Here is a 17356-nt window from a genome sequence, read left to right on the forward strand (position 1 = left end):
TCATGGCCTATGAGACGATCATCGTCGAAATAGAAGACCACGTCGCCCTCATAAAGCTCAACCGCCCCGATGCGCTCAACGCGCTCAATGCACAGCTCCTGTCAGAGCTTGCTGAGGCGCTTGGTGAGGCGCAACAGAATGAAAAGGTGCGCTGCATTGTTCTGACCGGTTCAGAAAAGGCGTTTGCCGCTGGTGCAGACATCAAGATGATGAGCGAAAAGAACTTTGTCGACGTGTTCACCGAGGATCTGTTCACGGCCGATAGCGCTGCGATCTGCCGGGTGCGCAAACCGATTATTGCTGCTGTGTCGGGCTATGCGTTAGGTGGCGGATGTGAATTGGCAATGATGTGCGATTTCATCATCTGCTCAGACACGGCCAAATTTGGCCAGCCCGAGATCAATCTTGGCGTCATAGCTGGACTTGGCGGAACGCAGCGCCTGACCCGGCTTGTGGGCAAATCTAAGGCGATGGACATGAATCTGACAGGCCGGTTCATGGATGCGGAAGAGGCCGAGCGCTCGGGACTGGTGAGCCGTGTGGTTCCCGCAAAGAAGCTGATGGAAGAGGCGATGTCTGCGGCCCAGAAAATCGCCGAAAAATCGCAGATTTCCGTAATGGCGGCCAAGGAGGCGGTTAACCGGTCTTATGAGACCACACTTCGCGAAGGTCTTTTGTTCGAGCGGCGCGTGTTCCACTCGCTCTTTGCTACTGAAGATCAGAAAGAAGGTATGCAAGCCTTTGCCGAAAAGCGCGAGGCGCAATTCCGGGACAAGTGATCTGCTTGCTGCACAAATCGAGAGGGCGTTGCCCCTCTCGATCTACTTTTGATTGACCTCAAGGTATTTCAGTGACGAAGAAGCGCAAGCTTCTTAACTTTGTCGTGCCAAGTGGTTCGCGTATTACAGGCTGAGGAGCTGATGACTGGCCGAGAAGAAGCCACGCCCAGTTCCGAGCTGCACCGGAAAAGGTCCGGTCTCAACCTCAGATGGCAATCCATTCAGATGAGCCCTTCAGCGGCAAAAAGCGCTTTCACATCCGATTCCGGCCGTGCGCCGTAATGACCAATCACTTCGGCCGCCGCGATACACCCCATACGGCCTGAAACGGCCAGTGGTTTTCCAGTGGCAAGCCCGTAGAGCAACCCGGCTGCGAACTGATCACCCGCCCCTGTGGTATCCACCGGGGTGACGCGGTGCACAGGCACCGTCACTGTGCTTTCGCCCTCAACCATCACCACATCATGCCCCGACCGCGTACAGACGATCAAACCACTTTCTGACGCCGCCTGTTCAAGCGCTGCTCCAAGATCCTCGGTTTGATAGAGAGAACACCATTCGTGCTCATTACCAATCACGAAATCCAGTTCACGCAAAAGACCCCGAAAATCATCACGGTGACGATCGACGCAGAACGGATCCGATAGAGTAATACCAGCCTTGCCACCCCCTGCACGCGCCGACCTTGACGCGGCCAGAAACGCCGCCTTTCCCTTTGGTTTATCAAACAGATACCCCTCAAGAAACAACAGCCCCGCCTGTCCAGCCACGATTTCGGGCACATCGCCTTCGTCAAGTTCGGTCGAAATCCCCAGATAGGTGTTCATCGACCGCTCCCCATCCGGTGAGACAAAAATCATCGAGCGTGAAGTGGGCAACGCGCCATCGCCGCGCGGGGCATTGACAAAATCGGTGCCGACCTCCGCCATCGCATTGGCATAGAACCGGCCCAATTCATCATCGCTGACTCGTCCGATAAACCCTGTCGACAAGCCAAGCGCGCCGAGACCTGCAATCGAGTTTGCCACTGATCCGCCCGGCATCTGCCGACGGTCTTGCATGTTCGCGTAAAGAAACTCTGCACGCTCGGTTTCGATCAATTGCATCACGCCCTTATCAATGCCCATACGGGTCAAAAAGGCGTCGTCACATTGGCTGATCACGTCCACTACGGCGTTGCCGATGCCAACGGCCTGATATTTGGTCATAGTGTTTTGTCCTCGAATAAACAGATATCACGAATGAGGCAGGCGCCGCATGCGGGTTTGCGGGCCTTGCAGGTATAACGCCCATGCAAGATCAGCCAGTGATGCGCATGGTTTTGGAAATCGACCGGCACATGATCTTCGATGGCGCGCTCAACTGCGACGACATCGCGCCCCGGACAGATACCACTTCGATTTCCGACCCGAAAGATATGCGTATCCACCGCTTGTGATGGATAGTGCCACCATATGTTGAGCACGACATTGGCAGTCTTGCGTCCGACGCCGGGCAAGGATTCCAGTGCGGCGCGGGAATTGGGCACCTCACCGCCGTAGTCATCGACCAGAATACGGCTGAGCTTGATGACATTCTTGGCCTTGTTGCGATAAAGGCCGATCGTCTTGATGTGCTGAATCAATCCCTCTTCGCCCAAAGCGAGCATCTTCCCCGGCGTATCGGCAATCTTGAACAAATCTCGCGTTGCGCGGTTTACACCCACATCGGTCGCCTGTGCCGACAGCGCCACCGCCACCACCAACGTATAGGCGTTCACATGCTCCAATTCGCCCTTTGGTTCAGGCTCTGCAGCCTGAAATCGGGCAAATATCTCGCGCATCGAATGGTAATCAAGTTGTCGTGCCATGGCTGCTCTATGCCGGGAAATAGACAGATGCGCAACATTCGGGTCGCGTGGCGTGGCCCATCGTTTTATCTTGGGGCAGCAACGTTAGGAACTCTATAATGACCCTCTCCCCGGAACCCGGTTACCACTACCAAATAATGCGCCGCGCAATCGAGTTGATTGATGCTGGCGACGTATCGATGACCTTAGAAGATATGGCCGGCAAGATGGGCATGAGTGCTGCGCATTTTCAACGGCTTTTCTCACAATGGGTTGGCGTCTCGCCCAAGCGCTATCAGCAATACCTGACGCTTGGCCATGCCAAGGATTTGTTAGCGCAGCGTTTTACAACGCTTGAGGTCGCCGATGCGGCGGGTCTGTCGGGATCGGGTCGGTTGCATGATCTCTTTGTCCGCTGGGAGGCAATGAGCCCCGGTGAATTCGCACGTCGAGGCGCAGGGTTAACTATCCACTATGGTTGGTTTGACAGCCCATTTGGCGAGGCGCTCGCCATGGGCACGGACCGCGGTCTCTGCGGTCTGGCATTTGTCGGGGAATTCGGGCGAGAGGTCTCGATGGCTGACATGCAGTCTCGCTGGCCGAACGCAATCTACAAAGAAACCCCTGATCGGATCGCGTCTTGGGTCCACGCAGCCTTTGGCGGCAATGGTGAAACCGCTCTGCACATGATCGGAGCACCGTTTCAGATCAAGGTATGGGAGGCTCTGCTGCAAATCCCATCGGGCCATGTGACCACCTATTCCGAGATCGCAAACGCCATCGGCAGTCCACGTGCTGTGCGCGCGGTGGGCACTGCGGTAGGGCGCAACCCAGTGAGCTATCTCATCCCCTGTCACCGGGCTCTACGCAAATCAGGCGCGCTCGGGGGCTATCACTGGGGTTTACCCGTGAAACGGGCCATACTCGCATGGGAAGGCGCACGCGCCGACGGATAGGCGGAAATCTGCGCGTAGCCCGGCCATTTTTCCGTGGATATGCCTTTGGGATGGGCTCTGTTATTGCATATCATTGGATTAAACCCGAAGTATCGGGTCAGTTCAAACAATGAGGCCAATTCCATGATACGAGCGAGAAAATCCTTAATGCTGCTCTCTGGCGCGTCCCTTTTGCTGGCGACTGCGTGCACCGATCCGGGCTATGTAAACGGGAATGACCCCAATCAGAAGACGAAGCAAGGTGCGCTCTTGGGGGGTATAATTGGGGCAGGCACCGGCGCGATCATCAGCGACAACAAAGGCAAGGGCGCACTGATCGGCGGCATTTTAGGAGCCGCAGGCGGAGCCGCCATCGGTAATGCACTTGATCGTCAAGAAGCGGAATTGCGTCAACAGCTCGACAGCGATGTGCAGATCGTCAACACTGGTGATCGTCTGATCCTGACCATGCCGCAAGACATTCTGTTCCCGGTTGACGGATTTACGGTAGCGCCCGGACTACGGGATGACCTCTTTAAGGTCGCGCAGAGCCTTCAGGCCTATCCTAATACAACCGTTCAAGTCGTGGGGCATACCGACAGTGACGGGGATGCAGGATATAACCAAGGTCTGTCCGAGCGCCGAGCCAATGCAGTTGCGGATGTACTGGCAAGCGGCGGGGTCTCGTACGGTCGCCTCCGCGCCTTTGGACGCGGCGAAGATCAGCCAGTCGCGTCCAACCTGACAGCTGAGGGAAAGGCCCAAAACCGACGGGTGGAGATCGTCATCCTGCCCAATGCCTGAGCATGAATGATTTGAGAAACGGTGACTGACCAGCCATGGTCAGTTGCCTTTTTTCAGTTCGCCTGAATAGACTCGAGATAGGTCATCAGAGCGGCCAACGGACGCGGCGTAGGGGTTAAGACACCATCGCCGACATCAACCGGCACAGTGTCACCCTCCAGCAACAGGCCGAATTCCGGCATATCCTGCCCCGGAAGGCCCGTGCGATCGTACCCATCAATTACCGATAAAACGTGCCCACGACGGAATTTACCGCCGTTGGAAAGCTGCGTTAAATCTGCGGGTCGCGGCGACAGACCGGCCGCCCAAGGGCCATCTCCCTTGCCCGAAACCCCGTGGCATTGCGCGCAATTAACGCCGTAAATTCCGGCACCCTCACTGGCATCAGGCATTGAGATCGTCTGTACGCAGGCCGCAACAGCCAATGCAGTCAGGATTGCTATTGTACGCATCGCACGCCCCTATGTTCTTCTCTGAGGGTAGCAAGCCCACCCGGCCCACGCAACGATCCTGATTATGACAACTCGCCTGCTAGTCCCTTGTCAATCAGCGCCACAGTTTCGGCCACGCCGTAGAGTGCGATGAAGCCGCCAAATCTTGGCCCCTGAGACGCTCCGAGCAACACTTCGTAGAGCGCCTTGAACCAGTCACGCAGCGGGTCGAACCGATCGCGTCCCACTGCGTAAACTATCGATTGGAGAGCTTCATCCTCTGTTGGCCCGTCATAGACCGCAAGTTGATTGCGCAAGTCAGTCAGCGCTTCGCGTTCCAAATCAGTGGGCGCGCGATACGTTTTGGCGGGGGCCACGAAATCCTCGTAATATTTCACGGCATAGCCAGCAGCCGCATCCAGATCCGGATGGGTTTCTGCGCTTGCCTCCGGCGCGTAACGGCGGATAAAGCCCCAGAGCGTTTCCTTGTCATGCGCCGCAGAAACCGACGCGAGGTTGAGCAGCATCGCGAAGGGCACGACCATCCGGCTCTCGGGCACCTTGCCGCCGTGGATATGCCAGACCGGGTTGGCCAATTGCTGATCGAGCGTTTGATCCGCATAGGCACGCAATTGCTGATGATATTCATCAACCGCCTTGGGGATCACATCGAAATGCATCCGCTTGGCAGTTTTAGGTTTCTGATACATGAAATATGACAGGCTCTCGGTGGCGGCATAGGTCAGCCACTCGTCTATCGACACGCCATTACCCGAAGATTTCGATATTTTTTGCCCACTTTCGTCAAGGAACAGCTCATAAGTGAAATGCTCTGGCGCAGGTGCACCAAGCGCGCGGCAGATGCCATCATAGATCGGCGTGTTGGTCGAGTGGTCTTTGCCGTACATTTCGAAATCCACGCCAAGCGCCGCCCATCGGGCGCCGAAATCGGGCTTCCACTGCAGTTTCACATTGCCGCCGGTCACCGGCAGGGTCCATTCGCGCCCCATCTCGTCGTCAAAGGTGATGGTGCCGTCCGTAGCATTCACTGCCTTCATCGGCACATAGAGCACACGGCCTGTCTCGGGATGAATGGGCAGAAAGATCGAATAGGTCTGCTGTCGCTCTTCGCGGAGCGACTTGAGCATGATTTTCATGATGTCGTCATAGCGTTCGGCGGCGCGCAGCAACACCTCATCAAACTCACCGGAGCGATAGAATTCGGTGGCCGAATAAAAGTCATACTCGAACCCGAAGGTATCGAGGAACCGTCGCAACATGGCGTTGTTGTGATGACCAAAGCTCTCATGCGTACCAAAAGGATCCGGCACACTCGTCAGCGGCTTTTGCAAATGCTCCTGTAACATCTCGCGGTGCGGCACGTTGCCGGGCACTTTGCGCATGCCGTCCAGATCGTCGGAAAAGCAGATCAGCCGTGTCGGAATATCGCTGAGCACCTCAAACGCACGGCGGATCATCGTGGTGCGCAGCACCTCGCCGAATGTACCGATATGCGGCAGACCGGAGGGACCATAACCTGTCTCAAACAGCACATAGCCCTTTTCCGGCGGTGCCTTTTCATAACGTTTGAGCACGCGCCGCGCCTCTTCAAAAGGCCAAGCTTTCGAATTCATAGCGGCATCGCGCAGGTCGGACATCGGTCGCACTCCAGGTTTCCCCTTGCCGAAACTCCGGCAAGACACCGCCGCTACCTATTGCCGGGGGGCCGAACAGTCAATATTCTGCGCCGCAACATAACCCCTCGCGAAAGGCCCGCAGATGTCTGACCCGATCCCACATCCCCTCACACCGCAGGATTGCCTGGTGGCGGTGATGATTGCCGTCTCAGCCTCTGACGAGGACATGCGCACCGCCGAGCTCATCAAAATCGAGAGCACGGTCAACAACCTGCCGATCTTTGCCGATTACGATCTGGACAGGTTGCGGGTGATGTCACAAACCGTGCTTGACCTCTTTACCGTCGAAGAGGGGCTAGATGCGCTCTTTGGTCTTGTGCGCGCCGACCTGCCCGAGAAGCTGTTCGAGACGGCCTATGCACTCGCCTGTGATGTCGCTGCGGCAGATGGAAAACTGAATGAGCGCGAATTGCGCCTGCTTGAGGAAATCCGCTACGAGCTCAACATCGACCGGCTGCATGCCGCAGCCATTGAGAGGGGTGCACGGGCGCGTCACATGACCGCCTGAGCTCACTTACCGCGCCGCGCCACGGGCCACCAACGTCCCTGCCCGTCGCAGAATGACACCCAACCGGGCAAAACTGTTCTTTGCAGACACAGCCTCTTTATCTGCAAGAAATCCATCAAGGTCCGACCAGACTCGAATCGCCTGATCCAAATCTGGATCACTCCCCTCGGCATAGAGCCCGGCCTTGATCATTGTCTCAGAACGCGCGTAGCTGCCCAAAAGCTCGCGCGCGCGCGAAATCAGCGCATTCTCCTCATCACTCGCGGCGCGCGGCAAGCTCCGGGAAACAGACCGCAAAAGATCGATCGCCGGATAGCGCCCCCGCTCCGCGATCTGACGATCCAGCACCACATGCCCATCCAACACCCCACGCAGGATATCGGCAATCGGCTCTTCCATGTCCGACCCTGCGACCAGAACGGTCAGAAGTGCGGTAATATCGCCCATACCCTCCTCTCCCGGCCCCGCGCGTTCGCAGAGCGACATGATCAGATGTGAAGTCGAGGCAGGAAACCCACGCAAGGCTGGCATTTCGCCTGCTGCTGTCGCCACCTCGCGGTGCGCCTCGGCGAACCGCGTGATGGAATCAGCAAGAAACAGCACCTGTTTTCCCTGATCCCGGAAAAACTCGGCCACCGCCATCGCGGTCCAGGCACAGCGCCGCCGGATGAGCGGCGAGCGGTCCGAGGTTGCCGCGACAATGACGGCACGGCGCATACCCTCAGGTCCAAGCACGTTTTCGACAAACTCGCGCAATTCTCGCCCACGCTCCCCGATCAGGGCAATGACAACGATATCAGCCTCCATATATCGCGCCAAATGGCCCAACAGCATGGACTTACCTACGCCAGAGCCGGCAAATAGACCCACGCGCTGACCCCGGACAATGGGCAGCACGGTATTGAACGCCGCCATACCGGTTTCAAGCCGTTCGCCAAGCGCGCGTCGCCGTGCAGGTGCGGGCGGGTCAGCCCGCAGCACGCGCGTCTCAGGCCCGCGGACCAAAGGTCTCCCATCCAGCGGCTCTCCGAACGGATCGATGATCCGCCCTAACCACCCATTCGAGGGCGCAATCGTTTCCGCATACCCCAAAATCACTCGATCCCCGAGCGCAACACCCTCTGGGCTTGAATCAGGCAAAACCATCAGAGAAGACGCCTCGAGCTGAATAACCTCGCCTGCCAGCATTCCACCGGCACGGCGCTGGATCACGATCCGGTCCCCCAGCCTTGCCACCGCAGACAAACCACTGATCCGCACGGCATTTCCCTGCACGGCACTTACCCGGCCCATCATCCGCATTGGGCGCAAGGCCGATATTTCCGCCTGCAAGCCTGTCATGTCCTGTCTGATCATCGCACGCTCCAATCATGTCCTGAAAACAATTTCTAAAGGAATCAGGGTTAAGCCTTGGTTGAAGCCAATCGAGGGAGAAGCCCCGATGTTTGAAAAACTTGAGATCTTTCGCATGGCGCATGCCATGGCCCAGCACGCCGGGGCACGACAGGCTGTCGTGTCACAGAACATGGCAAATGCCGATACGCCGGGATACGCCGCACGCGACATCGCCGCCTTTGCGGATGTTTACAGATCGGATGAAACAACCCGCACGCCCCGCGCCACCCGCGAGGGACATCTGCTTAGGCATGACAACGACCTTGGTTTCGATGTAACCAATGACCCGACCTCAATTGCAGATCCAAATGGCAATTCGGTCTCGCTCGAAACAGAAATGCTCCGAGCGGTCGATGTGAAACGCCAACATGACCGTGCGCTTGCCATCTATAAGTCCTCACTCACCGTGCTACGCACGGCGCTCGGCCGGCGATAGAGGGCGATATGAGCGATTTTTCCAACGCCCTTTCGGTTTCCACCAGCGGTCTCAAGGCACAGGCACAGCGGCTGCGTCATGTGTCTGAAAATATCGCAAACGTCGACACACCGGGATACCGCCGCAAGACCGTATCGTTCGCGGCGACCTTTGGGGGGTCGCAGCGCAATGGCGAGGTCGAGGTGAGCCGTGTCAACCTCGACCGACGTGAACCTCAGAAAATCTATGATCCCAGCCATCCGCTCGCCGATGAAACCGGGCATTACCAAGGCTCGACCGTCGATCTCATGATCGAGATCGCCGACGCACGCGAAGCTCAGCGGAGCTACGAGGCCAATCTCAAAATGTTTGATCAGGTCCGGCAAATGTCCGCCGGCCTCATGGACCTATTACGCCGATAAAGGAGAGCCAGAATGGATATCACAGCACTAAACGCCGCCCTGAAATACACCGCCACACGCGCCGCGACTGAGCCTGTCACGGGGCAAGCCGCAGGAGGCGCCGCGTTTCACGACATAGCCAAGGATTTTGCCGCCACCCTCAAAGAGGGCGAGGAGGTCGCAAAATCGGCCATGCTCGGCAAAGCCGACCCCCACGCCCTTGTGCAAGCTCTGGCGCAAACTGAACTAGCCGTCGAGGCCGCGATCACTGTGCGCGACCGGGTGGTGGAGGCCTATCAGGAAATCCTCCGCATGCCGGTCTGATCCCATGCTGAACGAGATTCTGTTCTTTGACACGCTGCGCGAGGCGCTCTGGGTTTCGGTCATCATTTCCCTGCCAATCCTGACCGTTGCGCTACTGGCTGGCCTAGTGGTCGGGCTTTTTCAGGCGCTGACCTCGATCCAGGAATTGACACTGACATTCGTACCCAAGCTGGGCGCAATCGTTGTCGTGTTCTGGGTCACTATGGGATTCATGACACAAACGCTGGTCACATTCTTTCAAGACCGGCTGATCCCGATCATCACAGGAGGATGAGATGGAAAACGCAGGTTACACGACCCTCACACGGCAATCCGGGCTTTTACACGAATTGCAGGTTCTGGCCAATAATATCGCCAATGCCACGACAACTGGCTACCGCCAAGAAGGGGTGATCTTTTCCGAATTCGTCAAGCGCATCGACGGAGGGCCGTCACTCTCGATGGCGCAGGGTAACGTGCGGATGACCTCAACACAGCAGGGGCCTTTGAACCCAACAGGCGGCACTCTCGATCTTGCCATTGAGGGGGATGGTTTTTTTCTGATCGAAACACCTTTGGGCGAGCGTCTGACCCGGGCAGGCAATTTCACCCTCTCCGCCCAAGGCGATCTGGTGACCCCGGACGGGTTCCGAGTCCTAGATGCGGGCGGTGCCCCGGTCTTTGTGCCCCCCGACGCCAAGGGCATCGGACTCTCACCCGATGGCACCCTGAGTGAGAATGGCCGTCCCCTCGCCCAGATCGGTCTGGTTCGCCCCGTGGACCGCTTGGACATAACCCGAGAGGACGGCGTCATGTTCCGCACTGACAGCGGGTTTGAGCAGGTCGAGGAAGGTCGCGTACTCCAAGGGTTTCTAGAAGGCGCAAACGTCGACCCAATCAGCCAGATTGCCCGCATGATCGAGGTGCAGCGCGCCTATGAGATGGGCCAGAGCTTTCTCGAGTCCGAAAACGAGCGGGTCATGACCGCGCTCGATTCCCTCATCCGTTAATCAAGGAGAGTGACATGCATATCCTCAAAATCGCCGCGACTGGCATGGCCGCACAACAGATGCGAGTCGAAACCATCTCGAATAATCTCGCCAATATGTCGACCACTGGCTACAATGCCCGCCGGGCCGAATTTGCCGATCTGCATTATCAGCAACTGGCGCGGGCAGGCACGATCAATGCCGCAGATGGCACGGTTCTGCCAACAGGGGTGCAGCTTGGGCTTGGCGTACGCCCGGCAGCGATTTCCGTACAACTTGCGCAAGGTTCGTTATCTCAGACCAATGGCGATCTGGATGTGGCAATCGACGGCAATGGCTACCTAGAGGTTACCTTGCCCTCGGGTCAGGCCGCCTATACCCGCGATGGAGCGTTGAAACGCTCTGCGGATGGGGTGATTGTCAACTCCGAGGGCTTTCCTGTCGCACCGGAGATCACCATTCCCGAGGATGCTCGCAGCATCACGATCAACGCTGAAGGCGAGGTTTTCGCTTTTTTTCAAGACAATGCCGAGGCACAGCAACTTGGCCAATTGGACTTGACGAGCTTCACCAATCCCAAAGGGCTCGAGGCCATCGGCAGCAACCTCTTCATCGAGACCGAAGCCTCTGGTCCGGCCAACGTGACCACCGCCGGACAAGACGGGCTCGGCACCCTGCGCCAAGGCTATCTCGAAGACAGCTCGGTCGATCCGGTACGGGAAATCACCGAACTGATAGAGGCGCAACGCGGATATGAACTAAATGCCAAGGTGATCACCGCCGCAGACCAGATGCTCAGCGCCACAACACAGGTGCGGTGATGCGATTTCTGGCATTCCTTTTGTACATGATCACAACCGCCCCGGCGTCGGCCGATGTAATCGTCGCCAGTCGCACGATCCGTGCCCAAGAAATCCTTGGCCCAACAGACCTGCTACTAAAACCGGGTGAAGGCAGTAGCGATCTCAGTCTGCACGATCTGATCGGACAGGAGGCCCGAGTTGCACTTTATCCCGGGCGCATCGTACGGGCTGTGGACGTGGGGCCACCCACCGCGATCGAACGCAATCAGATCGTACCGCTTATCTATGCGCGTGGCGGGGTGCAGATCATAACCGAAGGCCGGTCTCTCATGCGGGCGGGGATCGGTGATTATGTCCGCGCGATGAACCTGACATCGCGCGCGACAGTCTCGGGCCATGTCGCGCCAAATGGCAGTATTCTAGTCTCACAATAGGAGCTGTGATGCACTCCCTTCGTTTACCCTTTGGCCTTGGACTGATTTTGATCGCAACCGCCTGCGCTCGCATGGATCACATTGGCAAGCCACCCAGTTTTACACCGACAATGAACTCAACAGAGCAACTCGCAATGCTCAATCCCGGTCTCCCACTCACAACGCCGCACGACACCCCCATCCATCGCGCCTCGCTCTGGAGCGGGGGAAAACAATCCTTGTTAGGGGACCGGCGCGCCGCACAGCGCGGCGATATAATGACCGTCGTGATTGAAATAGACGAAGAAGCACAGATTTCGAACTCGACGTCGCGTTCTCGCAACGGCTCGGAAAACCTTGCAATACCGGACCTGTTTGGCATCCCGCAACGTATCACGCCGAAATTACCGGAAGGGGCCAGTCTGGACCGTGCGGTGGGTCTCAATTCGACAAGCCAATCAGGTGGTGACGGCTCTGTAAGCCGCAGCGAGGAACTCACGCTTCGTGTCGCAGCAACAGTGATGCAAGTTCTGCCAAATGGCATCCTTGAAATTCAGGGGTCCCAAGAGGTGAGAGTGAATTTCGAGCTGCGCGAATTGCTGGTCTCCGGCTTTGTCCGGCCCGAAGATATCTCGCGGCAGAATGAGATCACCTATGACAAAGTAGCAGCCGCTCGGATTTCCTATGGCGGGCGCGGTCAGTTGACCGACGTGCAGCAACCCCGGATCGGTCAGCAAATTCTAGACGCCATTTTGCCATTCTGAAGCCCTCCAGAAGGAGACGATGCGATGATTGCAAAATTACTGCCCATCCTGTTTCTTGTGATTGGCGTAGCCGCAGGAGCAGGTGCGGGCCTTTTATTCAAGCCCGAGCCAGAGATCTTGCAACGGAATACCCTGCGCGCGCATGAAGGCGCGCGCTCAAAAGATGCGGCCGACAATGCGCATGAGACACCTGACACTGAAATTGTCAAATTAAACAATCAATTCATAATTCCGGTCGTCAACAAGAGTATGATCAGCGCGCTGGTAGTACTGTCGCTGAGCGTCGAAATAGGTCCAGGACGAAGCGCAGAGGTATATGCACGTGAACCGAAACTACGGGATGTTTTCCTGCAGGCATTGTTTGATCACGCTAACATAGGTGGCTTCGATGGCGAATTTACAAAGGCGCGGAATATGGAGATGCTACGCTCTGCGTTGAACAAGGTTGCAGCCGGTGTGCTGGGCGATGCCGTTTTTGGGGTTTTGATCACGGAAATCGCACGACAAGATGTCTGACCGCGCATGATCACTTTGCATGGCTTTGTTGCAACTGGCCCAAATCCTCCAGCAGACTAAGCCGACGCGCTTCTCGTTGTCGGGCATAGCTCTCGGTTTCGTCTTTAAAAAGTTGGGTTGCAGCCAAATATTTTCCATATGTCCGGCGCAACCGGATGATCACTTGACCTTTGCGTCCGAGAATACGTGCGAGATCTGCATGCAGATGCGCTTTGCTACGCCCAATCCAGCTTTGCCACATCAGATCCGCCCCGATCTCGCGATATCCAAGCAAGCACTCATCAGTCACCACGATCGTGGCACGCCGCCGTGCTTCTAGTTGTTCTAATTCGGCGCGAAGACGCCTTTCTTCGGCCAATAGCGCCTGCATCTTAGCTGACTCTGCCCGATAGAGCGCCTCAGTCAAGCTGACCATGTCTGCGTATCTCGGGGTCTTCATCCAAAACTCCTAGCCTTGCGGCGCATGTCTTCGGCGAACCGGATGGCGGCGGCAACCGCTGCGTAATACCCGGGATCGATCTCCTGACCGATTTCCGTTGTGGCATGCAAGGCGCGGGCGGTCGGGGCATCGTGCTGTACCGGTACGCCACGCTCATAGGCAAGCTCGCGTATTGCAAGTGCAATGTAATCCATTCCTTTGGCCACGCAAATCGGGGCCGAGCCTGGCTTGCGGCTCCATTTCAGGGCGACGGCATAGTGGGTTGGGTTCACGATCACCACATCTGCGCCAGGCACATCCGCCATCATTTGCCGCGATGCGATTTCCATCGAGCGACGGCGGCGTTGCTGCTTGACCGAAGGATCCCCATCATTTTGTTTGAGTTCATCACGCAATTCCTTGTGCGACATCCGCTGACGTCGCAGATGCTCGAAATGCTGCCACACAAAATCAACCACCCCGATCATCAGTGTGATTACAACAACCACCATTAAAAACTCGATTATCAGCTTACCCATCAGAGCCCCGATTACTGCTGGCTCGGAATGCAGCGCGCCCACCATTTCGGATAGCCGGTAGGAAAGAAAAACACCCAGAAAAAGACAGTAAAGGACTAACTTTGCAAAGTTCTTTACAAACTCAAAAAAGCCCGCCGGGCCAAATTTATTCTTGGCGTTCTCAATCGGATTTATTCGCGAGATCTTGGGCTCCAGTTTAGAGGGAGCCATGACAAAGGCTCGCTGCGCGATCACAACCAGCACGACAAGGACCGCAGGTGAAAGAAAGAGGATAGATACACCCAGAGCAATCTGCCCCAATACCCCCCCCAGAGCAGAGCCCGCGCGCGCGCCGTGAAAGATAAGCGCCGCAAGACCTTGCGACTGTTCCAGCAAGACAACAAGATTACCGCTGACAGTCTGAAGCGTCAGTCCGCCCACCAATAAAAGCGCAAGTAATAGGCCGCCGTAAGCCCCCGCAGTGTTCAAATCAGCTGAACGCGCGAGATCGCCTTTTTTCCGCACCTCGTCGAGCTTGTGTTGTGTTGCCTCAAGCGTCTTTTCGGAATCGTCGTCTTGACCTTCCATCCCTATCCACCGAACGGATTGGCGATAAAGCCCTGAAAGGCACGTACCCAAACCACAAGTATCACCGGTGTCACCAGCATCATGAGAAACAGAGCAAGCGCCGTAATCGCCGGAGCGCCGACAAAGACCACCATCAATTGCGGCATCGCGCGATTGATGGTGCCAAGCGTCAGATTGTAGAGCACCGATAAAAGAACGAATGGCGCAGCCAATGTGAAACCGAAGGCAAAGGCATGCGCGGTCTGAGCGACGCCCCATTCAGATACAACCGCAAAATCAGGAAATTCGGCAACAGGAAAGACGCCGTAACTGAGTACGATGAGTTCGGCCACCCGCACGTGCAGCCCCATGACCATCATCAAGGCAATCCCACCCGTGGCCAGCACATGCCCAATGGCAGGCAGTGGCGTGAGGCTGGCATTCCCAAGGATCTGCGACAAGGAGGTTGCTTGTGCCGCAATGGATCCCGCAATCTGAAGCGCCATCAAAAAAAGGCGGAGCCCGATACCGATAACCAAACCCACCAGTGTCTCAGATAGAATAAGGCGGACCCTTGGCGCTTGAGTATGGCCAAGCAATTCTGGCGCAAGTGCTGGCGCCGCAATCAGAGTAAAGGCGAGGGCGAGGATCAACTTGACCCGCGTTGGTACGGATTGTTCGCCAAATCCCGGTAATAGCCCAATGATTGGGGCAACGCGCAGAAACACGCTAGCATGTAGCCATAGCACCTCTTGCGCAATCCCAAACAAGAAGGAAAAGGACGTCATGCCCGAACCACCCCAACCAATGCCGGTTTTGCCTCCAGTCCAATTTCTTCAAAGGACAGCACTGGAATACTAAGGTTCTTTGCCATCAGGATCGTGCGCAAGAACCTGCGCCGCAAAGTCGAGGTAACAAGCGCAGGCGAAAGACCCTTTTCACTTGCCTGCTGCACCTGTTCAGCAACGGCAACAGTCAGCGCGTTGAACACCTCGGGCGGCAAGGCCACATCTGCACGGCCCCGATCGCCGTCAACCTGATAAGTGGTAAATGTATCCTCCCACTCAGGCGAAAGCTGAATCAACGGCAGACTCCCATCCGATCTTCGCAAGCCAGCTACCATTTGAAAACCAAGCCGTTGGCGCACATGCTCACAAATCAATTCCGGCTGCGAAACAGTCTGACGCCCCTCGGCAATCGCTTCGAGAATGAGTGGCAGATTTCGGATAGAGACCTGTTCCATCAGCAAGAGCCGCAGCACGGCATGCAGCAAATCTGGCGCAACCCGGTCCGGGATCATGTCTTCCAACAATTTCCGGTTGGCCTCTGAACGGCTCCTGTCAGAGAGGTTCACCATCTCATCGAGCAACCGCCGCATAGCCTTCATTGTCAGCAATCGGCTAAGATTGCGCCTGATCACTTCGAGAAGATGGGTTGCCAGCACCTCTGGTGGCGCGACCAAAGTGACCCCTAAAAGCACCGCGCGCTCTTGGTCAGACGCGGGCAACCAAAGCGCGGGCGCTCCATAAACAGGTTCTTTAATGAGCTCGCCCGGTGTCAGGGATGGATGGTGCTCAGGGTCGAGTGCGAGCAAGTGATTGTCTCGTAGAAACGCCCTCGCCTGTTCAACCCCCTGAATGCGAATGACATAACCGCCAGGTGGCATGCTCGGATCATCGGTCAGGCGGATATCAGAGAGAACCACACCGTATGTTGTCGCAATGAAGCGACGCATATTCGCAATCCTCGCCTCAAGACCAACGCCGGGATCAAGCACCATGTTGACGAGATCTGGTGCGAACTCGACGTGAATATCATCAAGCTCAAGGACATCCCCCATTGATCTCTCTGGCACAGCAATTTGACTGCGTTCTTCACTTTGGGAGACGGGGTCCTGATCACGCCGACGGTTACTAATGATCGCCACAGCCCCCAAGCAGAGACTCCCAAGAATGAAGGGGCCGAAAGGCAGCCCTGGAACAAGCGCAAAGACCGCCATGAGCACGGCAACCGTCGCAAGCGCAGTCGGATGACGCCCAAGCTGCTCCGCAATTGCAAGGTCTGTGGCGCCCTTATTGCCACCGCGCGCCAACAACAAAGCCGTGGCGATAGAAATAATCACCGCCGGGATCTGCGTCACAAGACCATCGCCGACCGTAAGAATCGTATAGGTTTCAAACGCCTGACCAACGGGCATGCCATGCGTCACAATGCCGATAATCAGACCGACAAGAAGGTTCAGAAGCGTAATCAGGAGACCTGCAACAGCATCCCCCTTGACGAATTTTGAAGCCCCATCAAGGGATCCAAAGAATGTGGTTTCTTGTTGCTCTCGTTCGCGCCGCTCTTTTGCCTCGTGGTGATCGATGGCACCGGCGGACATGTCGCTGTCGATGGCGAGCTGTTTGCCCGGCATGGCATCCAGCGCAAATCGCGCACCCACCTCTGCCATGCGCGCAGCACCTTTTGTGATTACAACAAAATTGACAATCAAAAGAACAGCAAACACAACAAGACCAAGAAAAACATTCCCGCCAATGATGAAGTTGGCGAAGCCTTCGATCACCTCTCCGGCAGCAGCGGTCCCGGTATGACCCTCGCCAATAATCAGCTTTGTCGAGGAAACGTTAAGCGCCAAACGCAGCATCAACGAGGCTAAGAGGATAGTTGGGAAAGCCGAAAAATCTAACGGGCGATCAATAAACAGGGTTACCGTAAAGATCAGTATTGCAAGGGCGAAAGAGGCCGCTAATCCGACATCAAGCATCCAAGCCGGCACGGGGAGAATCATCATCACGATGACCGCCATGAGGGCCATTGCCAAAAGAACTGTTGGCTGAAAGGCTGCTTTTACTGAAAATGCTCCCATATC

Annotated in this window: 22 protein-coding genes; 13 read left to right on the plus strand and 9 right to left on the minus strand. The window is 56.5% G+C overall.

The window, feature by feature from the left end; all coding sequences use genetic code 11:
* The first annotated feature begins 2 nt into the window (after positions 1–2).
* Complete coding sequence (locus tag ACN0SW_RS03640; RefSeq protein WP_417726658.1) at positions 3–779, plus strand: enoyl-CoA hydratase; 777 nt, start codon at positions 3–5, stop codon at positions 777–779.
* Between the two features lie 221 nt (positions 780–1000).
* On the opposite strand, the gene ACN0SW_RS03645 is transcribed toward ACN0SW_RS03640, so the two are convergent.
* Positions 1001–1987: an adenosine kinase gene (locus ACN0SW_RS03645; protein ID WP_417726541.1), complete on the minus strand. Its 987-nt coding sequence runs from the start codon at positions 1985–1987 to the stop codon at positions 1001–1003.
* Positions 1984–2628 (minus strand): endonuclease III, encoded by a 645-nt coding sequence (nth, locus tag ACN0SW_RS03650; RefSeq protein WP_417726542.1) that lies wholly within the window; start codon positions 2626–2628, stop codon positions 1984–1986. The genes ACN0SW_RS03645 and nth overlap by 4 nt, the downstream gene beginning before the upstream one ends.
* Positions 2629–2726: 98 nt before the next feature.
* Between nth and ACN0SW_RS03655 the strand changes: the two genes are divergently transcribed.
* Entirely contained in the window at positions 2727–3563 is an 837-nt protein-coding gene (locus tag ACN0SW_RS03655; protein ID WP_417726543.1) for a methylated-DNA--[protein]-cysteine S-methyltransferase, read from the plus strand.
* A 123-nt stretch (positions 3564–3686) separates the two neighbouring features.
* On the plus strand, positions 3687–4346 hold the full coding sequence (locus ACN0SW_RS03660; protein WP_417726544.1) for an OmpA family protein: 660 nt from the start codon (positions 3687–3689) through the stop codon (positions 4344–4346).
* Positions 4347–4399: 53 nt separating this feature from the next.
* Here the strand turns inward: ACN0SW_RS03660 and ACN0SW_RS03665 are convergent, their stop codons facing one another.
* Complete coding sequence (locus ACN0SW_RS03665) at positions 4400–4798, minus strand: c-type cytochrome (RefSeq protein ID WP_417726545.1); 399 nt, start codon at positions 4796–4798, stop codon at positions 4400–4402.
* Between the two features lie 62 nt (positions 4799–4860).
* Positions 4861–6435, minus strand: coding sequence for a lysine--tRNA ligase (locus ACN0SW_RS03670; protein WP_417726546.1), 1575 nt, complete (start codon positions 6433–6435; stop codon positions 4861–4863).
* Between the two features lie 121 nt (positions 6436–6556).
* On the opposite strand from ACN0SW_RS03670, the gene ACN0SW_RS03675 reads away from it, so the two are divergent.
* Entirely contained in the window at positions 6557–6982 is a 426-nt protein-coding gene (locus ACN0SW_RS03675) for a tellurite resistance TerB family protein (protein WP_417726547.1), read from the plus strand.
* A gap of 6 nt (positions 6983–6988) precedes the next feature.
* Here the strand turns inward: ACN0SW_RS03675 and ACN0SW_RS03680 are convergent, their stop codons facing one another.
* Positions 6989–8338 (minus strand): FliI/YscN family ATPase, encoded by a 1350-nt coding sequence (locus ACN0SW_RS03680; protein ID WP_417726548.1) that lies wholly within the window; start codon positions 8336–8338, stop codon positions 6989–6991.
* Between the two features lie 85 nt (positions 8339–8423).
* On the opposite strand from ACN0SW_RS03680, the gene ACN0SW_RS03685 reads away from it, so the two are divergent.
* Genes ACN0SW_RS03685 through ACN0SW_RS03725 form a run of 9 tightly spaced genes read left to right on the plus strand, consistent with a single transcriptional unit; the run spans position 8424 to position 12981 of the window.
* Positions 8424–8813, plus strand: a complete 390-nt coding sequence (locus ACN0SW_RS03685) for a FlgB family protein (protein ID WP_417726549.1) — start codon at positions 8424–8426, stop codon at positions 8811–8813.
* A gap of 8 nt (positions 8814–8821) precedes the next feature.
* A complete protein-coding gene (gene flgC / locus ACN0SW_RS03690) occupies positions 8822–9214 on the plus strand; it encodes a flagellar basal body rod protein FlgC (RefSeq protein ID WP_417726550.1) in 393 nt (130 codons plus the stop codon).
* Positions 9215–9226: 12 nt separating this feature from the next.
* Positions 9227–9517, plus strand: a complete 291-nt coding sequence (gene fliE / locus ACN0SW_RS03695) for a flagellar hook-basal body complex protein FliE (protein WP_417726551.1) — start codon at positions 9227–9229, stop codon at positions 9515–9517.
* 4 nt (positions 9518–9521) lie between these two features.
* Positions 9522–9791, plus strand: a complete 270-nt coding sequence (locus tag ACN0SW_RS03700; RefSeq protein ID WP_417726552.1) for a flagellar biosynthetic protein FliQ — start codon at positions 9522–9524, stop codon at positions 9789–9791.
* Between the two features lies 1 nt (position 9792).
* Positions 9793–10506, plus strand: coding sequence for a flagellar hook-basal body complex protein (locus ACN0SW_RS03705; protein ID WP_417726553.1), 714 nt, complete (start codon positions 9793–9795; stop codon positions 10504–10506).
* A gap of 14 nt (positions 10507–10520) precedes the next feature.
* A complete protein-coding gene (gene flgG / locus ACN0SW_RS03710; RefSeq protein WP_417726554.1) occupies positions 10521–11306 on the plus strand; it encodes a flagellar basal-body rod protein FlgG in 786 nt (261 codons plus the stop codon).
* Positions 11306–11722, plus strand: a complete 417-nt coding sequence (gene flgA, locus ACN0SW_RS03715; protein ID WP_417726555.1) for a flagellar basal body P-ring formation chaperone FlgA — start codon at positions 11306–11308, stop codon at positions 11720–11722. The genes flgG and flgA overlap by 1 nt, the downstream gene beginning before the upstream one ends.
* Positions 11723–11730: 8 nt before the next feature.
* Positions 11731–12465, plus strand: a complete 735-nt coding sequence (flgH, locus tag ACN0SW_RS03720; protein ID WP_417726556.1) for a flagellar basal body L-ring protein FlgH — start codon at positions 11731–11733, stop codon at positions 12463–12465.
* Positions 12466–12489: 24 nt separating this feature from the next.
* The gene (locus ACN0SW_RS03725; RefSeq protein WP_417726557.1) at positions 12490–12981 is read left to right on the plus strand and encodes a flagellar basal body-associated protein FliL; all 492 of its coding nucleotides are present in this window, start codon (positions 12490–12492) and stop codon (positions 12979–12981) included.
* Positions 12982–12991: 10 nt separating this feature from the next.
* Here ACN0SW_RS03725 and ACN0SW_RS03730 read toward each other — a convergent pair whose 3' ends face one another.
* Genes ACN0SW_RS03730 through flhA form a run of 4 tightly spaced genes read right to left on the minus strand, consistent with a single transcriptional unit; the run spans position 12992 to position 17353 of the window.
* Positions 12992–13396 carry a hypothetical protein gene (locus ACN0SW_RS03730; RefSeq protein WP_417726558.1) on the minus strand — a complete coding sequence of 135 codons (405 nt, stop codon included), beginning with the start codon at positions 13394–13396 and terminating at the stop codon, positions 12992–12994.
* A gap of 20 nt (positions 13397–13416) precedes the next feature.
* Positions 13417–14505, minus strand: a complete 1089-nt coding sequence (locus ACN0SW_RS03735) for an EscU/YscU/HrcU family type III secretion system export apparatus switch protein (protein ID WP_417726559.1) — start codon at positions 14503–14505, stop codon at positions 13417–13419.
* Between the two features lie 2 nt (positions 14506–14507).
* Positions 14508–15272, minus strand: a complete 765-nt coding sequence (locus tag ACN0SW_RS03740; protein ID WP_417726560.1) for a flagellar biosynthetic protein FliR — start codon at positions 15270–15272, stop codon at positions 14508–14510.
* Entirely contained in the window at positions 15269–17353 is a 2085-nt protein-coding gene (gene flhA, locus ACN0SW_RS03745) for a flagellar biosynthesis protein FlhA (RefSeq protein ID WP_417726561.1), read from the minus strand. Before flhA ends, ACN0SW_RS03740 begins: the two co-directional genes overlap by 4 nt.
* Positions 17354–17356 lie beyond the last annotated feature (3 nt).

This window comes from Roseovarius sp. (genome assembly GCF_048262375.1).
Lineage (GTDB): Bacteria > Pseudomonadota > Alphaproteobacteria > Rhodobacterales > Rhodobacteraceae > Roseovarius.

Excerpts from the sequence above, each read along its gene's own strand:
- ACN0SW_RS03640 (WP_417726658.1), top strand. The coding sequence starts at position 3 with ATGGCCTATGAGACGATCATCGTCGAAATAGAAGACCACGTCGCCCTC.
- ACN0SW_RS03645 (WP_417726541.1), bottom strand. The coding sequence starts at position 1,987 with ATGACCAAATATCAGGCCGTTGGCATCGGCAACGCCGTAGTGGACGTG.
- nth (WP_417726542.1), bottom strand. The coding sequence starts at position 2,628 with ATGGCACGACAACTTGATTACCATTCGATGCGCGAGATATTTGCCCGA.
- ACN0SW_RS03655 (WP_417726543.1), top strand. The coding sequence starts at position 2,727 with ATGACCCTCTCCCCGGAACCCGGTTACCACTACCAAATAATGCGCCGC.
- ACN0SW_RS03660 (WP_417726544.1), top strand. The coding sequence starts at position 3,687 with ATGATACGAGCGAGAAAATCCTTAATGCTGCTCTCTGGCGCGTCCCTT.
- ACN0SW_RS03665 (WP_417726545.1), bottom strand. The coding sequence starts at position 4,798 with ATGCGTACAATAGCAATCCTGACTGCATTGGCTGTTGCGGCCTGCGTA.
- ACN0SW_RS03670 (WP_417726546.1), bottom strand. The coding sequence starts at position 6,435 with ATGTCCGACCTGCGCGATGCCGCTATGAATTCGAAAGCTTGGCCTTTT.
- ACN0SW_RS03675 (WP_417726547.1), top strand. The coding sequence starts at position 6,557 with ATGTCTGACCCGATCCCACATCCCCTCACACCGCAGGATTGCCTGGTG.
- ACN0SW_RS03680 (WP_417726548.1), bottom strand. The coding sequence starts at position 8,338 with ATGATCAGACAGGACATGACAGGCTTGCAGGCGGAAATATCGGCCTTG.
- ACN0SW_RS03685 (WP_417726549.1), top strand. The coding sequence starts at position 8,424 with ATGTTTGAAAAACTTGAGATCTTTCGCATGGCGCATGCCATGGCCCAG.
- flgC (WP_417726550.1), top strand. The coding sequence starts at position 8,822 with ATGAGCGATTTTTCCAACGCCCTTTCGGTTTCCACCAGCGGTCTCAAG.
- fliE (WP_417726551.1), top strand. The coding sequence starts at position 9,227 with ATGGATATCACAGCACTAAACGCCGCCCTGAAATACACCGCCACACGC.
- ACN0SW_RS03700 (WP_417726552.1), top strand. The coding sequence starts at position 9,522 with ATGCTGAACGAGATTCTGTTCTTTGACACGCTGCGCGAGGCGCTCTGG.
- ACN0SW_RS03705 (WP_417726553.1), top strand. The coding sequence starts at position 9,793 with ATGGAAAACGCAGGTTACACGACCCTCACACGGCAATCCGGGCTTTTA.
- flgG (WP_417726554.1), top strand. The coding sequence starts at position 10,521 with ATGCATATCCTCAAAATCGCCGCGACTGGCATGGCCGCACAACAGATG.
- flgA (WP_417726555.1), top strand. The coding sequence starts at position 11,306 with ATGCGATTTCTGGCATTCCTTTTGTACATGATCACAACCGCCCCGGCG.
- flgH (WP_417726556.1), top strand. The coding sequence starts at position 11,731 with ATGCACTCCCTTCGTTTACCCTTTGGCCTTGGACTGATTTTGATCGCA.
- ACN0SW_RS03725 (WP_417726557.1), top strand. The coding sequence starts at position 12,490 with ATGATTGCAAAATTACTGCCCATCCTGTTTCTTGTGATTGGCGTAGCC.
- ACN0SW_RS03730 (WP_417726558.1), bottom strand. The coding sequence starts at position 13,396 with ATGGTCAGCTTGACTGAGGCGCTCTATCGGGCAGAGTCAGCTAAGATG.
- ACN0SW_RS03735 (WP_417726559.1), bottom strand. The coding sequence starts at position 14,505 with ATGGAAGGTCAAGACGACGATTCCGAAAAGACGCTTGAGGCAACACAA.
- ACN0SW_RS03740 (WP_417726560.1), bottom strand. The coding sequence starts at position 15,272 with ATGACGTCCTTTTCCTTCTTGTTTGGGATTGCGCAAGAGGTGCTATGG.
- flhA (WP_417726561.1), bottom strand. The coding sequence starts at position 17,353 with ATGGGAGCATTTTCAGTAAAAGCAGCCTTTCAGCCAACAGTTCTTTTG.